17 protein-coding genes are annotated in these 15,477 nt (G+C 39.6%); 8 read left to right on the forward strand and 9 right to left on the reverse strand.

All coding sequences use genetic code 11. The annotated features are described in order from the left end of the window. Window positions 1–25 precede the first annotated feature (25 nt). Window positions 26–2,227, reverse strand: a complete 2,202-nt coding sequence (locus ACW0TQ_RS06700) for a transglycosylase domain-containing protein (protein WP_256704791.1) — start codon at window positions 2,225–2,227, stop codon at window positions 26–28. A gap of 186 nt (window positions 2,228–2,413) precedes the next feature. Between ACW0TQ_RS06700 and ACW0TQ_RS06705 the strand changes: the two genes are divergently transcribed. After that, the gene (locus ACW0TQ_RS06705) at window positions 2,414–2,911 is read left to right on the forward strand and encodes an antibiotic biosynthesis monooxygenase family protein (protein ID WP_455725430.1); all 498 of its coding nucleotides are present in this window, start codon (window positions 2,414–2,416) and stop codon (window positions 2,909–2,911) included. 635 nt (window positions 2,912–3,546) lie between these two features. Here ACW0TQ_RS06705 and ACW0TQ_RS06710 read toward each other — a convergent pair. From ACW0TQ_RS06710 to ACW0TQ_RS06725, 4 genes are read right to left on the reverse strand one after another with little or no spacing between them, the layout of a single operon-like run. Further along, a complete protein-coding gene (locus tag ACW0TQ_RS06710; protein WP_042534618.1) occupies window positions 3,547–4,188 on the reverse strand; it encodes a response regulator in 642 nt (213 codons plus the stop codon). A gap of 17 nt (window positions 4,189–4,205) precedes the next feature. Next, window positions 4,206–5,264: a sensor histidine kinase gene (locus ACW0TQ_RS06715; RefSeq protein WP_042534619.1), complete on the reverse strand. Its 1,059-nt coding sequence runs from the start codon at window positions 5,262–5,264 to the stop codon at window positions 4,206–4,208. Between the two features lie 18 nt (window positions 5,265–5,282). Continuing rightward, entirely contained in the window at window positions 5,283–6,062 is a 780-nt protein-coding gene (gene liaF, locus ACW0TQ_RS06720; RefSeq protein WP_084612986.1) for a cell wall-active antibiotics response protein LiaF, read from the reverse strand. A gap of 57 nt (window positions 6,063–6,119) precedes the next feature. Beyond that, on the reverse strand, window positions 6,120–6,770 hold the full coding sequence (locus tag ACW0TQ_RS06725; protein WP_455725431.1) for a phosphatase PAP2 family protein: 651 nt from the start codon (window positions 6,768–6,770) through the stop codon (window positions 6,120–6,122). 108 nt (window positions 6,771–6,878) lie between these two features. Between ACW0TQ_RS06725 and ACW0TQ_RS06730 the strand changes: the two genes are divergently transcribed. Together ACW0TQ_RS06730 and ACW0TQ_RS06735 are read left to right on the forward strand one after the other, a co-directional pair. Further along, window positions 6,879–7,313 carry a ferritin-like domain-containing protein gene (locus ACW0TQ_RS06730; RefSeq protein ID WP_042534623.1) on the forward strand — a complete coding sequence of 145 codons (435 nt, stop codon included), beginning with the start codon at window positions 6,879–6,881 and terminating at the stop codon, window positions 7,311–7,313. 367 nt (window positions 7,314–7,680) lie between these two features. Next, window positions 7,681–8,856 (forward strand): M20 family metallopeptidase, encoded by a 1,176-nt coding sequence (locus ACW0TQ_RS06735; protein ID WP_455725432.1) that lies wholly within the window; start codon window positions 7,681–7,683, stop codon window positions 8,854–8,856. Between the two features lie 38 nt (window positions 8,857–8,894). Here ACW0TQ_RS06735 and ACW0TQ_RS06740 read toward each other — a convergent pair whose 3' ends face one another. Both ACW0TQ_RS06740 and ACW0TQ_RS06745 read right to left on the reverse strand, forming a co-directional pair. Next, the gene (locus ACW0TQ_RS06740; protein ID WP_042534629.1) at window positions 8,895–10,115 is read right to left on the reverse strand and encodes an ABC transporter permease; all 1,221 of its coding nucleotides are present in this window, start codon (window positions 10,113–10,115) and stop codon (window positions 8,895–8,897) included. Then, entirely contained in the window at window positions 10,108–10,851 is a 744-nt protein-coding gene (locus tag ACW0TQ_RS06745) for an ABC transporter ATP-binding protein (protein ID WP_042534631.1), read from the reverse strand. Before ACW0TQ_RS06745 ends, ACW0TQ_RS06740 begins: the two co-directional genes overlap by 8 nt. 197 nt (window positions 10,852–11,048) lie before the next feature. Between ACW0TQ_RS06745 and ACW0TQ_RS06750 the strand changes: the two genes are divergently transcribed. The 5 genes from ACW0TQ_RS06750 (at window position 11,049) to ACW0TQ_RS06770 (ending at window position 14,203) form a co-directional block, all read left to right on the forward strand. Further along, entirely contained in the window at window positions 11,049–11,480 is a 432-nt protein-coding gene (locus tag ACW0TQ_RS06750; protein WP_487247467.1) for an HIT family protein, read from the forward strand. Between the two features lie 123 nt (window positions 11,481–11,603). Then, the gene (locus ACW0TQ_RS06755; RefSeq protein WP_042534635.1) at window positions 11,604–12,125 is read left to right on the forward strand and encodes a tryptophan transporter; all 522 of its coding nucleotides are present in this window, start codon (window positions 11,604–11,606) and stop codon (window positions 12,123–12,125) included. A gap of 284 nt (window positions 12,126–12,409) precedes the next feature. Continuing rightward, window positions 12,410–12,781: a YtxH domain-containing protein gene (locus tag ACW0TQ_RS06760; RefSeq protein WP_042536304.1), complete on the forward strand. Its 372-nt coding sequence runs from the start codon at window positions 12,410–12,412 to the stop codon at window positions 12,779–12,781. A 222-nt stretch (window positions 12,782–13,003) separates the two neighbouring features. Then, complete coding sequence (locus ACW0TQ_RS06765; RefSeq protein ID WP_042534637.1) at window positions 13,004–13,189, forward strand: hypothetical protein; 186 nt, start codon at window positions 13,004–13,006, stop codon at window positions 13,187–13,189. Window positions 13,190–13,303: 114 nt separating this feature from the next. Then, window positions 13,304–14,203, forward strand: a complete 900-nt coding sequence (locus ACW0TQ_RS06770) for a peptidylprolyl isomerase (RefSeq protein ID WP_042534639.1) — start codon at window positions 13,304–13,306, stop codon at window positions 14,201–14,203. A gap of 47 nt (window positions 14,204–14,250) precedes the next feature. Here the strand turns inward: ACW0TQ_RS06770 and ACW0TQ_RS06775 are convergent, their stop codons facing one another. Together ACW0TQ_RS06775 and yhaM are read right to left on the reverse strand one after the other, a co-directional pair. Continuing rightward, window positions 14,251–14,427 carry a sporulation YhaL family protein gene (locus ACW0TQ_RS06775; protein ID WP_042534641.1) on the reverse strand — a complete coding sequence of 59 codons (177 nt, stop codon included), beginning with the start codon at window positions 14,425–14,427 and terminating at the stop codon, window positions 14,251–14,253. Window positions 14,428–14,530: 103 nt separating this feature from the next. After that, window positions 14,531–15,475, reverse strand: coding sequence for a 3'-5' exoribonuclease YhaM (gene yhaM, locus ACW0TQ_RS06780; protein ID WP_042534644.1), 945 nt, complete (start codon window positions 15,473–15,475; stop codon window positions 14,531–14,533). Window positions 15,476–15,477 lie beyond the last annotated feature (2 nt).

Below are 15,477 nucleotides of genomic sequence, written 5' to 3' on the forward strand. Positions count from 1 at the left end.
CGTGATAAAAAGAACCGGCAAGATATTAGAAAAAGGATACGGATGTGGAATGAGAACCTTCCATATTGGTAATGGGATCAACCGGAACGACATAATACGTTTCGTTGCGGAACCAAACATCATCAACGATAAATTCTGTTTCTCCTTCCACTTCTCCGACCAGCTCATCTGTACCTTCTTCTTCTTTATAAATACGGTAGACGACTCGATCATCTGTGGAGCCTTCCCAGCTAAGCTTTCCTTTCAATAAAGCAAATCCGCCAAAGGTATAGCTTGCATCTACATGCTCGATGACTGGTAAATCAATCGGCTCCGGCAAAGCTTCTACACCTTCTGGCATCTCAAAGGACGCTGTTAATCCAGAACCCGTCTGGTTATCGATATCGGTCAATATTTTTTTGGTCAAGGACGTCGGGTAAGAACTTCCTCCTGTCAAATAATGCTCTGCATCAGACCGATCATAGCCCATCCACATAGCCGTAACATAATCGGGTGTATAGCCTACAAACCAGGCATCCTTTGACGCTCCGTCAACAGCTGGATGCTGTGTTGTTCCTGTTTTCCCAGCAAGCTCCTTACCATAGTAGCCGGAGCTTGCTGTCCCTGTCCGGACGGTTTCTTTAAGCATTTCTGTCATATCCCAGGCAACCTGCGGGGTAAATACTTCTTCGCTGCTTGACTCCGACTGATAAATAATTTCCCCGTTACGGTCTTTTATCTCCGCTATTGCTGTCGCTTTCGACATTTCTCCATTATTTGCAAAGGTCTGGAAGCTTTGAGCCATTTGCAGCGGCGTGACCCCTTTATTTAAACCTCCCAGTGCAATCGACAATCCTTTATCCTCGATTGGCATCCCCATTTTCTCCAGATAGGATTTCGAATTGTCTATTCCAATTTCGTTAAGCAGCCAGACTGCAGAGGTATTTGTTGATTCAACAATCGCTTGATAAATCGTTATGTTATTCTTATATTCTCCACTAACATTGGTTGCTTCATACCCGTCTATATCCATATATTGATCAGGGATAATTGTATAAGGATTATACTCGTCTTCCTGCATCAACGCAGGTCCATACACAGCAACTGGTTTAAAGGTTGACCCCGGCTGCCGCTGTACATTTGTCCGGTTTAAATCACCAAAGCTATAATCCCGTCCGCCGATAGCCGAGACAATATGTCCGTTATTCTTATCCAGCATAACAAAGGCTCCCTCTGTCCCCTCTGTATTCCCAGGGAAGAAAGCATCCTCTTGAAAGTTCTGATAAGCAACCTGCTGAAAATCTTCATTCATATAGACAGTAATATCATAGCCTCCGCTTTGCAATTCGGCAAAGCTTAAGTCATGCGCTTCCGCAGCCTCTTTTATAGCAATATCAACATAGCTGTCGACCCAGGGATTCGTTCCTCTTTCTTCTTCTTTCAGATTGATTCCTAATCCTTTTTCCTGCTCTGCAGCCATTGTTTCTTCATCTATAAAGCCGGCTGATTCCATGGTCATTAAAACAACATTTCTGCGCTCTGCTGCTTTATCAGGATGATTTAAAGGCGAATATCCATTGGGTGCCTTCATTAACCCGGCAAGCAGTGCTCCCTCAGATATCGTTAACTCATCAACATCTTTTGAAAAGAAATATTCTGAAGCCTTCTGCAGGCCATATACTCCCTCTCCAAAGTAAACCTGGTTCACATATAACTCTAATATCTCGTCCTTGCTGAGTCTGCGCTCCAGATAAAGTGACGCCATCATTTCTTTTATTTTTCTTGTCCAGGATTTATCATTTGACAAAAAAAGATTTTTAGATAATTGCTGTGTGATGGTGCTTCCGCCCTCTACTTTGCTTCTCGCTAAAATATCACGGTAAACAGCTCTGCTGATCGACTGCAGATCAATTCCCTGATGCTCATAAAACCGGCGATCTTCCACTGCAACAAATGCTTCCAGAACATGGTCTGGTATATGGTCTGTTGAAACATACTCTCTGTTCTCGTTGTATAATGTCCGGATAACTTCTCCATCCTCTGTGCGGATAGTGGTCGTCAAATCAAGCTGTAAATCTTCCTCATTGGCAATCATTTTCCCGCCTAAAATGAGCAGACCATAGCCGCTTAATAATAAAAGAAAAACAGCAGCGACGGCTATTCCCAGCCATTTGATTTTTTGTCGAAAAACATTCTTCTGCTGTTTTTTGCGTTCGTTTCTTTTTTCATTTCTTCGCTCGCTTCTCATAAGTTCACCTCAAGTAGCATATACGCATTCATTATACGTTATTCTCATCTTTTGATAAAGAATGGACATCCTTAAATTACAAGTACATTCGACAAAAGGGTATTATTTTCAATATTATTTGTATTTGTGTACAATTTAATTATAAGTAGATATTCAAAGAAGGTCGACAATTGAAGGAGGAATTTTATGAAAGCATTTATGTCCAGAGGAACGATTCATTTTTTAGAAACATTGGAGAAAAAACATAAGCATATTGACTTTTACTTTATCGCCAGTAATGATGGCGGTATCGCCTATTATGAAAACAGCTCTAAAAATATTTTTTCAGCCGGTCAAGCCTTTGATGTATTAAAATCGGTTGGCGAATTATCTAAGGAAGGGTATGTGGTTATGAATCATCTCCCTATCTCAGAAGACAGCAGCCCCGCCTTTGAATATCGTATGAAGCATAGTGACAGCGGCATTGAAAAAATGGAAGGCTTTCAAGCATGGCGTTTTTTACGTCAGGAAAAATCAAGTAAATATGTGGTTTTAACACAGTGGAAATCGTTTGCTGATTTTGAGAACTGGAAAAACTCCGATCAATTTAAAAAAGCTCATGATTCGCAGCAGGCAAAACAGCCGAGTTACTTTATGGAGCGTCCGTTTGTTATTTCAGGACATATGCATGAGAAGGAAGAATAAATACAGAAAACGAACATCTATGCAGCAGGTTGTTTTCGGACAATTCCCTTTAATAATCGTTTCATCAAGAAAAACCAAGAATACCGCTTTGTTTTTAAAACATCGGTGTTCTCGCCAAAGAGATGTCCGCTACGGGAAGTCGTTTTCCGCGGGCAACGTTCAGCCGCACGGTAAGAAAACCGCTTCCTGCTTAGGTCTCCACCTGTTGCTTTTCCCGCAGGAGTCGGTTTCCCTCCGCTCCCATCTTTGAAGAAATATGTTTCATTTGCTTTCTTTCAAAGAAAAGAAGCTGATTCTAGCGACGCTTTTTGATGGGACGAGTAATCGCAGTCCCAGTCCCAGAAGAAATACACGGAGACTCCTGTGGGAATGCGCAGGGTGAAGACCTAAGCAGGAAAAAAGTGAACTCCTTTTTTTTCTACCCTCAGGGCATAAGTGCGACTTTAGCTCTGTCTGCGCCTGTCGGCTTGCCAATTGCTAAGTCTTCTTTAGAGGAGGCTGAGCTCAAGCCCACGGAAAGTGTAATGTATTTCTGGAGCGGCTATCCTTAACATTTTATACTTTCTTATTCTAAAAAAAGTTGTTCCCCTGCGGACAACCTTTTTTGTTGGTGGCGTATCTTCATGTGAAGCGAATCAATCTCCTGCTGTTTTAAATAATTGATTCCTGTGTACGTAAACAGCAGCCTGGGTTCTGTCATTCACTTCCAGCTTACTTAAAATATTGCTTACATGTGTTTTCACCGTTTTAATTCCGATATAGAGTTTTTCACTGATTTCTTGATTGGTCATTCCATCCCCAATACACAGCAGCACTTCTAATTCCCGTTCGGTCAAATCTTCATGGGGTTTTTTCGCAGGGGTGCGAAAACGGTTCATCATTGTGTTAGCAACCTTTGGTTCAATCACATTTTCATCTTTGGCTGCTTTTCGTACAGCTTCTGCAATTTCCTGTGCATTAGAGGTTTTCAGCAAATAGCTGAATGCTCCTGCTTCCAAGGCAGGGATTACCTGTTCATTATCATAATAGGATGTCAAAATAATCACCTTGCATTCTGGATAAGAAGTCATGATCTGTCTGGTTGCTTCGATACCATTTCCATTTTCCATAATTAAATCCATCAGCACGACTTCGGGCTTCTCCTGGATAACAAGCTCAGCTCCTTTAAATCCGCTGTCCGCCTGCCCTGCAATTTCAATATCATCCTCCGTCTGTAAAAAAGAAATAATTCCTTTACGCACTACATCATGATCATCAATGACAACTACACGAATCATAATACATTCTCCCCTTTTTAATTCCCCTGATTGGGAATTCGAATATAAATATATGTACCCTGCCCTTCTTTGGAACGAATGGTAAATGTTCCACCTAATTCTTCGCTGCGTTCCTTCATTGTTTTCAGACCATAAGAAGCTTTATTATTCTGCTGATCATCTGATTCAAAGCCGATGCCATCATCTTCAATACGGACATAAAGCTCTTCTTGCCTCTGTTTTATTTCTACCTGAACCATATTTGCATTCGCATGCCGCAGGATGTTCGATAAGGATTCCTGAATAATTCGAAAAATGTGCTCCTCGACTACTTCTTTTAAATCTAAGCCTTCATCCATATCGATTTGGAATGTCAGATTGCTTTTTTGTTCTAAAGCATCGATTAATTTCTGAATGCCTTCTTCTAACGTTTCTCCGCCGGTAAGATAAACCGGCCGTAAATGAAGCAATAATGCACGCATTTCCGCCTGTGCCTGATGCGCAGAATGTACGACTTCCTCCATTTGTTCTTTCGCTGTAGCAGGATTTTTATCAAATAGCTTTAATGCTGTCTCTGATAGCATTGCCAGCCCAAAAAGCTCCTGGCTGACAGCATCATGAAGGTCCCGGGCAATCCGCTGCCGTTCTTCAATAACTGCTGCTTTATGTGCTGATTTCGCATAATCTGATTTCTCATCGGCCATCCGCTGTAAGGACTCCACTTGCCGTTGCAATTTATCTCCTAAATCATTCAGCTCAGCAATAATTCGATCTGTTTCATCCACATCCTCATGAACATTCGTGATTTTAGAAGTATAATTTCCGTTGGCAAATTGCTTAATTTGGATGGAGATAGCATCTAAACGAATTTTTAATAAATTACCGATTTGTGTAAATCCGGCCTGCAGGGACAAAATAAATCCAATGATAATATATAAGCCGATAAATAAAAAGATACTTTGTGCCGTTAGCCAGTCCGGCTCCAAAATAACAAATAAGGATAGAATAATAGCCAGCAGGATGCATGTTGTTAAAAATAAAACATAAAGATGAGATTTTATAAAGCTGAATCGGATACTTTTTCCCCAACGTTTCATTTTCTCCCCCCTCCCATCTTATACTCGATCTACCCGAATAGAGCCTGCCTTTAAGCGAATGTCGATAAATAATTTTTTGGTAGCAGTTTCAAACTGATCCGTTTTATAAAACAAGGATGTATTGATTCCTGTCGATTCCTCATCCAAAATATTGATATCTCCAGCCTTAGCTGCTGCTTTGGCTTGAAATTCCACTTCTCCGGGAATCAGGATAGTGACATCGCCCGCCAGCGAACGAATATTTATTTCTGTTTCTTCATCCGGGATATACGCATCAGTCAGGTCTAAATAAAAATTGCCTACCATGGTGCTAATATTCATCGGCTCCAAATTCCAGTTTCCCTTCTTCTCCATATCACCTATCGTGAATGTTGCATCATTCTTTTTAGGTTCAGAGAAGGCATACCAGCGATCTTTTTTTTGTTTTTTCGAACTGCCGCTGTACACAGTCAAAAAATGAAGTCCGCGAAATAGACTGATTCCTATAAAAATCAGAATCAGCGGCCAGAGCTTAAACACATTCCAAAATGTAAAATCAACCAGCCCAAACCGATCTGCTAACAAGAGTCCTCCAAAAATGAGCAAGAACGTGCCTATCATCCACCTGCCGCCTTTTCTGATTACAGCACTTCCCAGCAGCACAGCTCCGGCAACCACAAAGAATAATGGATAAATATATGTCCAGCCAAAATTTAATTCAAAACCATCTATATTTAAACTGTTTACAATTAACATGATTCCAATCCAAATGAAGCAAATTGCTATAAAATAAGAAAAAACTCTCCTCATGTGTTTCATCAACCCCTTTCTCTATGACTCTATTTTACTTCAGAATAGGATTAAAAGAGAACCAGCTTAAGCAGGTTCTCTTCTCCGTCTTAAGTCTGAGACGTTTTTATCTATACGAATATAAATATAAAGCAGCGCAAAACCAATTGTAAATCCGGCGATAATATCTGTTATATAATGTACATTAATAAAATAGCGGCTGATTCCGATTAAACAAACGAGCATTCCTGATAGAATCTGCACCGTCAGCTTTCCTTTCTCTGAATGTATTTTTTTACATAGTAAATAAGCCAGCAGCCCGTAAAAAACCATGGAAATCATACTGTGTCCCGATGGAAAACTAAATCCTTCAGCATTTAAAGTAACAGAGACACTCGGCCTTTCTCTGGCTACAAGCTGCTTTATCCATGTATTAAGTAAATGCGCAAATAACGTTCCTCCTAAAAGCAGCAGCGCCGGATACCAATGCTTATACAACAGCATAAGTCCTGCCGCTGCAGCAATGGCTATCGGGATAAGCACATGCGAAGAGCCTAACTCCGTAATCACTCTAAAAAAATCAAATAAACCTGTTCCATGCACATGAGGAACGATTCCTCTGGTCCATTGATCGGTATATGGCAAAATATCACGTTTTATTTGTATTATCCAGACAATACTAAGTAAACAAGCAGCCATCCATGCGCTGAACAAAACTGCTGCTGTTTTATTTTTCATATAATCTCTCCTTTTCTGTTCTCTTTTTTTATGCTAAACAGGTTTGACAAAAATAACAATGGGAAATATATATAAAGAAGTAAAAATCATAAAGAAGGGTGATAAAGTATGGATGCAAAATTACAAGAATTAATTGACGGATTAAATGAAGATTTATCGAATGAATACGCTGCAGCTATCCAGTATACGTACAGCGCATCCGTTGTCTCAGGTTTATACAGGTCCGCGCTGAAACCATTTTTTGAATCAGAAATAACAGACGAATTAGGACATGCACTTTATTTATCCGAAAAAATCAAATCACTTGGCGGCACTCCGACTACAGAAGCAGCTTCTGTACCGCAGCCTTCCCAAGTTGTAGATTTATTGAAGGCTTCCCTTCAATCTGAGACAGATACGATCAAGCGCTATGAAAAAAGAAAAGCACAGGCTGAGGAACTGGGGCTGACAGAGCTGGTTGTGAAATTAGAGGACTTGATCTCTGATGAAACACATCATAAAGAAGAAATAGAGAGACTATTAGAAGACCCGCGTATCCATTAAGAACAATTGATATGAACTTCTTCCTGACCATGAAGCGATTACTGCTTCATGGTTTTTATATTGCAGACATAAGCAAGTATTTTTATCCTCGAAATATTTGTTCTACAGCTGCATGGATTAGTGATATAATGAAAGAGATTGAAATTAGAAGGCTTTTCTCTATTTTTCGTAAGCTCAACTTTCGCACATTAAAAAGTAACTTTATTTCCATAGAAACAGGAGTTAATCTCCAAAAAGGCCGGATATTTAACCAAAAAGCAAGCATGGTAATCGAAAACATGTTCATTCTGGAATAGCATGATATATATGCTTATTCTTAGGTGCGAAAGTTGAGTCACAAGGCTATCAATTGAAAGAGGTGATTAACATGTTATCAGCAATTCATTCACTCCTTGATAACACATATGAAGAAATGGTAGACATCCGCAGATATTTGCATCAGCATCCTGAGCTGTCATTTCAAGAAACAGAAACTGCTAAATACATCGCAAACTATTATGAAAAATTAGGTATTCCATATGAAAAAAATGTTGGCGGTAACGGTATTGTAGCAACATTAAAAGGGGCAAAGCCGGGCAAAACCGTTGCTTTCCGAGCTGACTTTGATGCACTGCCGATACAGGATGAGAAGGATGTTCCCTATAAATCCCAGATTCCGGGTGTTATGCATGCTTGCGGTCATGACGGGCATACTGCTACCCTGCTTACCTTTGCAAAAGTAATGCAGCAGTTTCAAAATGACTTGGAAGGAAGTATTGTCTTTATTCATCAGCATGCAGAAGAATATGCTCCCGGCGGGGCGAAACCGATTGTTGAAGCTGGTGCTCTGAAAGATGTAGATGCTGTATTTGGCACACACTTATGGGCAACCCTGCCGCTTGGAAGTATTTATTCTACACATCAGGCAATCATGGCAGGTACGGACCGGTTTGAAATTACGATTCAGGGAAAGGGCGGTCACGGCGCTATTCCGCAAGATACAAAGGATGCCATCGTGATTGGTGCTGAGGCAGTTTCCCAACTCCAGCAAATTGTGAGCAGACGATTAAGCCCATTATCATCTGCCGTTATCTCAATTGGTATTTTTGAAGCAGGGAATGCCTTTAACATCATTGCCGACCAGTCTAAATTGGTCGGAACCGTCAGACATTTCGATACAGCAGTGCAAGAAAAAATCATTCAAGAAATGGAGCAGATTCTAAAAGGGGTTTGCGATTCTTTCGGCGCTTCCTATACGTTTGACTATGTTAAAGGATATCCGCCGGTTATCAATCATCCAGAGCAGACAGATCTTGTCCTTCAGACAACAAAGGAAATTGACGGTGTAGACATTGCCGCGATTACAGATCCGTTAATGGTCGGAGAAGATTTCGCTTATTATTTATTAGAAAAACCAGGTGCTTTCTTCCTGACAGGTGCGAATCTGAAGGGAAATGATTATCCGCATCATCATCCGAGGTTTGATATTGATGAAAAAGCAATGCTTATAGCTGCAAAAGCTTTTGCAAATATTTATTTGACCTATCAGGAACAAGCCAAATAAAACAAGCTGACGAGGCTATTCTCTCGTCAGCTTGTTTTTTATACCTTATCCAGTTTAGGTTGCACGTAGAATGTTACGTATGCCCAGACAAAAGCAAGACCGCCAATTAATACAATAATACTCCCCAGCCACTCAAGCTGAAAAATAAATAAGAAGGTAAAAGCAAATGCCTGCATATAGCCGAGCTTGCGAATAATTTTAATCACTGCATCCAGTTTTAATCCGGGCTTCAGCGGATACAGATCCAGCCACATTTGCGTACGATGATGGTGATATAGAGCCATCATCTGAAAAACACTCAAATAAATAAACAGAATAGCAAATAATAGCTTTATCCAGACATTAGGAATGACCCAGATGAAAATACCGCCGATTACCACAAGCCGGAGATACATCCCTAAATAATCTCCGCTGCGGAGAAAAGAAATCTGATACAAGTAATCATAGGCAGCTGAACGCTCGAATGGGATTCTGCTGATAAAGGTCTTTGTCAGCCATTCTCTTCTTTTTACTTTATTCTTCAAATGCGGAACATCCGCAAATAAATTCGCAATCCGGTAAAAGGATTGCAGGCGGATTTGGTCCTTTTCTATTAACAATTCCCAAATAATGCCCGGCTGTTTTGCTGCCACAATAAAATCATATACAATTACAAGAAGCAGCAATACGATCGTTATCACAGCGTATAATGCCTGTCCTTCAATCACAAAGTAGGCTGTTACAATATTAAGCAGTGTACGTGCTGTTAAATCAATGGTTCGCAAACTCTTCTCTCTTACCTTCAGCATATTCCAGTTTGCCAGCATATTCATGCCTTTAAAAACCAGAAATAACAGAAGCGTAACAAGGTATATGCTTCCTGCCCGTCCGCTGAAACTGGCGAAATAAAGCGGACTGAATGCAGCCGCTGCAAGTACAATGAGGTACGTCTGGATCGCAAAGCTGTAAATCAAGCTATTACGGAAATACGATCCCATCTGCTGCTCAGCAGCAATAAGAAACACCAAATCCGGCTCCTGCAATAATGTGCGGATTGGATTATAGCTGATCAGCAATCCTAAAACAATTCCCATGATGATTCCAGTCGGAAAATTCTCCGGTAATTGTTCCAGCCACTGCTGATAATAATAAGCAGTTGCAGCAATGAAAAAAAACATGGCAAATGCAATATGTCCGTTGAACATATATTTTAAATATCTGCTTAAATTTTTGACATGGGAAGATAAACGTTTTTTATAAAGTGCGTGCGAATCAAACATGATCATCTTCCTTTGTCAGCTGTACATATAAATCATCCAAAGTCGCCCCTGGCATCTGGAATTGCATGCGAAGCTCCTCTAATGTTCCTTCCGCACGTAATTTCCCATCATGTAAAATAAGAAAACGGTCACAGTATCTCTCCGCTGTTGCCAGAATATGCGTGGACATTAAGACGCCTGCCCCCTGCTTTTTCATCGAGTCCATCATCTGCAGATAAGACTGGATACCTAATGGATCCAGACCAACAAATGGCTCATCCACAATATAAAGCGGCGGTTCAATCAGAAAAGCACACATAATCATAACCTTCTGCCGCATTCCTTTTGAGAAATGGACCGGGAACCAATTCAATTTCTTTTCTAACCGAAACTCTTTTAAAAGCTTAGGCAGCCTCTGCTCAAACACCTCTTCTTCAATTCCGTAGGCCATGGCTGTCAGCCTGAGATGTTCATATAAAGTCAGCTCATCGTACAGGATAGGCATCTCCGGAATGTATGCCATCTGGTTACGATACCCTTCAGGATCATCCTGAAAGCTTTTCCCCTCTACCTGTACCTCCCCTTTTTTTGGCTGCATCAGACCGATAATGTGCTTAATGGTTGTACTTTTTCCAGCACCGTTTAATCCAATCAGCCCGACGATTTCTCCTTTATTTAAATCAAATGATATATCGTGCAGTACATTTTTATGGGTATAGCCTCCATACAAGTTTTCAATATGTAATAAGGAACTCACCTTGTTAACCCCCTTTGTTCACTAATCTGATTTTATCATCATTCGAAGAAGATTCCAAAATGAACCGTTCTACAAATTACGGGAAGTTTTTTAGACATCCTTTAACAAGTTTAATACAGAACCCTTTACTTTACCCGGTCCAACTCTATACAATAGATAAAAGATTACATTTTAAATTAGATAGGGAGGAACAAAAGATGGCACATGAAGATTGTATTTTTTGCAAAATTATCGATGGAGACATTCCCTCTGCCAAAGTTTACGAGGATGATAAGGTTTATGCTTTCCTCGATATCAGTCAAGTAACCAAAGGGCATACACTTGTTATTCCTAAAGAACACACTAAGAATATTTATGAAACACCGCCAGAAACAGCAAAAGAATTATTCAGTAGAATACCCGTTATTGCTAACGCTATTCGCGATGCCTATCAGCCATTAGGAATCAATCTGCTTAATAATAACGAACCGGTTGCTGAGCAGTCAGTCTTCCATCTGCACGTTCATTTAATTCCGCGCTACGGCAATGGAGATGGGTACACACCAAATTGGATAACGCATACAGAGGATTACACATCAGATGATTTACAGGCGGTTGCAAAAGCAATCAATGAGCAAATCAAACACTAGAAACAATCCATTTCGTTCTTTTTATTTTCAACAGCATTTGATATACTGACTATAACCTTTCGCGGCTGGCGATGAGCGCACAACCGGAAAGCAGAGTATAGAAAAGTAGAGGAGAGTTAAGTAATGAAGACAAAAATTTTAACCATTCTTGCCCTTTTGGTAAGTATCGGAACCGTACTGCATTTTGTAATGCCCCCGCTATTATTTGGTGTAAAGCCTGATATGATGCTGGCAATGATGTTTTTAGGTATTATTTTATTCCCTAAATGGAATTATGTTATTCTGCTTGCATTTGCAACAGGTGCTATTTCCGCATTGACCACAGCGGCTCCGGGAGGGCAAATTGCCAACCTGATTGATAAACCGTTGACAGCAGTTGCTTTCTTTCTGTTATTTTTGCTGGTAAGAAAGCAGATGAATACAAAAGTAACAGCTTCTGTATTAACATTTGCCGGGACACTGATCAGCGGCAGTATCTTTTTATCTGTTGCGCTTTTCTTCTTAGGATTCTTAGAAGGCGGTTTTCTTGCTTTATTTGCAGCTGTTGTTCTTCCAGCAGCAGTAATGAATACCGTTATCATGCTGGTTGTTTATCCAATTGTAGAGGGAATTATGAAGCGAAGTAAAGTAGCTGCGGTTTCGTAAAGGAGATCAGAGAGTTAAAAATACTTTCAGCTCTTCTTTGTCTTCCGAAGCATTCGTTCCATTTTAAATTGGAGCGAATGCTTTTTCCATTCTAAAAAAGTATATTTATCATATCTTATCTATTTTGTGTTAAAATAAAGATAGTAAAAAAACATTCATACTAGCAGAAATTGATTCTTTTTCCTATAATATGTATATTGCATTTATTTTGCAGGAAGATGTTTAAGTACATATCGTAAAAGGAAAAGGTATATGTGAAAGAAGAAAGGAGTGCATTTCCTATTATGTCTAAGAAAAAATCATTAACCCTGGGTTTTATCGTTGGAGCATCTGTCAGTGCTGGCATTGCACTATTAAGCACACCTGAATCAGGCAAGGATGTTCGTGTAAGAGTCAAAAATCAATCCTTAGAATTAAAAGAACTATTGATGAATTTAAAAGAAGACAGCATTCGAATCAAAGAGCAGCTGCTTCGAACTTCTAAAGAAGGTGCTGTTTTAGTCAAAGAATTGACGGAAGAAATGCGAAAATCCGTTGAAGACTGGAAAAACGCTGTAGAACCTCAGCAGGATAATATTCACCAGTCACTGGAACAAATTGAATCAAGTATCCGTGAATTAGAAGAAAAACTTAAAAACACAAATGCCAATTCATAGAAAGAAAGCTTTTGCTGGCAAAATTCCGCTGGTAAAAGCTTTTTTTACTTTATTACAGCATGCGTGTCCGCAGCCTCTCTATCGCAATCATAAAAATATGGTTTTACAGGAAGAGAAAAAACGTGATTTACTCTATTAAGTTGCGCTTTATGACTGTTCAATGCGATTTGTTTTTGATAGAGTTAGAGAAGTAGCATTATTGTAAAGGGGCGTACATAGAACATGGCTATTTTTTATATCATTTTTGGTTTTTTTATATTACTTATTTTTAATGTGATGATTAGTGCTTTAAGTACAAAAATGGAGCTTTCCAAGCAAAAATCAGAAAGAATGGATCGGGTTACGAATATGATATTGGTAGCTATGCTAGTTTGTTCTTATCTGCGTGTTTTAAATGTGACAGTTTAATGTGATTTTTTAGTAAAAAGTTGAAAATAATTATTTAAACTGGAAAAGTATGATATATTAATCATGGTAAACAATAAAAGTAAGATGAGAAAAGAGTAGAGGTGTGTATCAGACATGAAAAAATGGACATTAGCAGCAACAATATCTGCCAGTGTGCTTGCATTGGCTGCATGTAATTCTTCCGATGATGAAGTGGTCGCGACTACAGACGCAGGCGACGTCACAAAAGAAGAGTTTTATGATGAATTAAAAGAACGTAATGGAGAAGCTGTTCTTGAAGAGCTTGTTACCATAAAAGTGTTAGAAGACCAATACGAAGTGACTGACGAGCAAGTAGATGAAGAAATCGATACCATGAAAAATGAACTTGGCGAAGATGAATTTGATTCCATGGTGGCTCAGCAATTCGGTGATGAAGAAGAACTTAGAGATTTAGTCTATGTAGGAATGCTTCAGGAAGCCGCTATTTCTGAAGATATGGAAATTACGGATGAAGAGCTGAAGGATTACTATGACAGAAAGAATTCAGAAGTAGATGCACAGCATATTCTTGTGCAGGATGAAGAAACAGCAAATGAAGTAAAAGAAAAATTAGATGATGGGGAAGAGTTTGAAGACCTTGCTTCAGAATACTCAACAGATGGCAGTGCAGAAGACGGCGGTAATCTTGGTTACTTCTCTGCCGGCGATATGATTCCTGAGTTTGAAGAAGTTGCATTCTCTATGGAACCAGGTGAAATCAGCGACCCTGTGCAATCTCAATTTGGTTTCCATATCATCAAAGTAAATGATGTACGTGAAAAAGAAGAATCCATTGGCGATTTTGAAGAATTAAAAGATGAATTAAGAAGCGAACTCGTTCTTCAACAAGCAAATCAGGAAGATATTCAAGCAAAACTTCAAAATTTAATTGAAGATGCGAATGTAGATATCTCTGCTGAAGGACTTGAAGATTTATTTGAACAGCCTTCTGAAGAAGAGCAGCCTGCAGAAGACACGGAATCTGAACAATAAAAAAATCGCTATCCATTTTGAAAATGGGTAGCGATTTTTTCATTTTATTACTGCTCTCTTTTTTTCAATCGTTCCTTTTGAATACGTTCCATATATATCTTACCTTCTCGTTCAATAAACTGCCGATCCAGCTTTCTTTCAGCTAAAAACGCACGCACTGCCATATATCCGCTGAATAAAATTAACAGAATCACTGCAAAGACCCAAATTGGAATCGAGCTCATCTTAAATCCTCCTTGTCCACTCCTTAATAAATATATATGAACAAGTAAATAGAAAATGACATAATCTTCACAGCAATCCGATGGATTCAATATTTTTTAAGAGCTACTCAAAGGAAGGCTTGTAGAAAGAGCGATTGTCCATTGCAAAAAGCCGCTCTGTAAATTCGCCCGGCTGCACCTTATCCAGTGCTTTATCCAGCATATTCATTTTTGCATCAATCAAATCAATTAAATGCAACAGTTCAGCTTCCTTGACCATTGGAGGCTTCGGACTGCCCCATTCTGCTTTTCCATGATGACTTAAAATCAAGTGCTGTAAAATAAGCACCTCTTCCTTATCCTCTACTTGCAGCTCCTTCGCCATTTCTGCTATCTCTTCTACCATAATGGTAATATGTCCAAGCAATTTTCCTTCCAGCGTATATGTTGTTGACACGACACCAGATAATTCCTTTATTTTTCCGATATCATGCAGGATAATACCTGCATATAATAAATCTTTATTGATGGAGGGATACAGTTCATGAAGCTGACGGGCAACCCCCACCATGCTGACAATATGATAGGCGAGCCCTGATGCGACATCATGATGATTTTTCGCAGCAGCCGGATAAATGAGTAATTCATGCTGATATTTTTTTACAAACCCCCGCACAATACGCTGCAACGTTGGGTTCTTCATTTCAAAAATAGCTTCTGTCAGCTTTTCTCCCAGCTCTTCTTTGCCTACGGGAGCCTTACCGACAAAGTCACTGACCTGAACCTGATCTGTTTCCTGAGATAAGCGGATGGAATGAATGCGTAGTTGATTTTTCCCCCGAAATTGATTAATATCTCCCGTTACATGGATAATCTGCTCGCCAACCAGGTTCTCTTCATCTTCTTTGGTAGCATCCCACAGCTTCGATTCTATCTCGCCAGATTCATCTCGAAGCATTAACGTTAAAAATGGTTTTCCGTTGCTGGTCGTACCCTTCGTAGCATCATTGATCAATAAAAATCCTTCAAATTTATCACCGACTGTTAAATTTGCGATTCCTTTTTTCATTT

Source organism: Oceanobacillus sp. M60 (assembly GCF_053839645.1).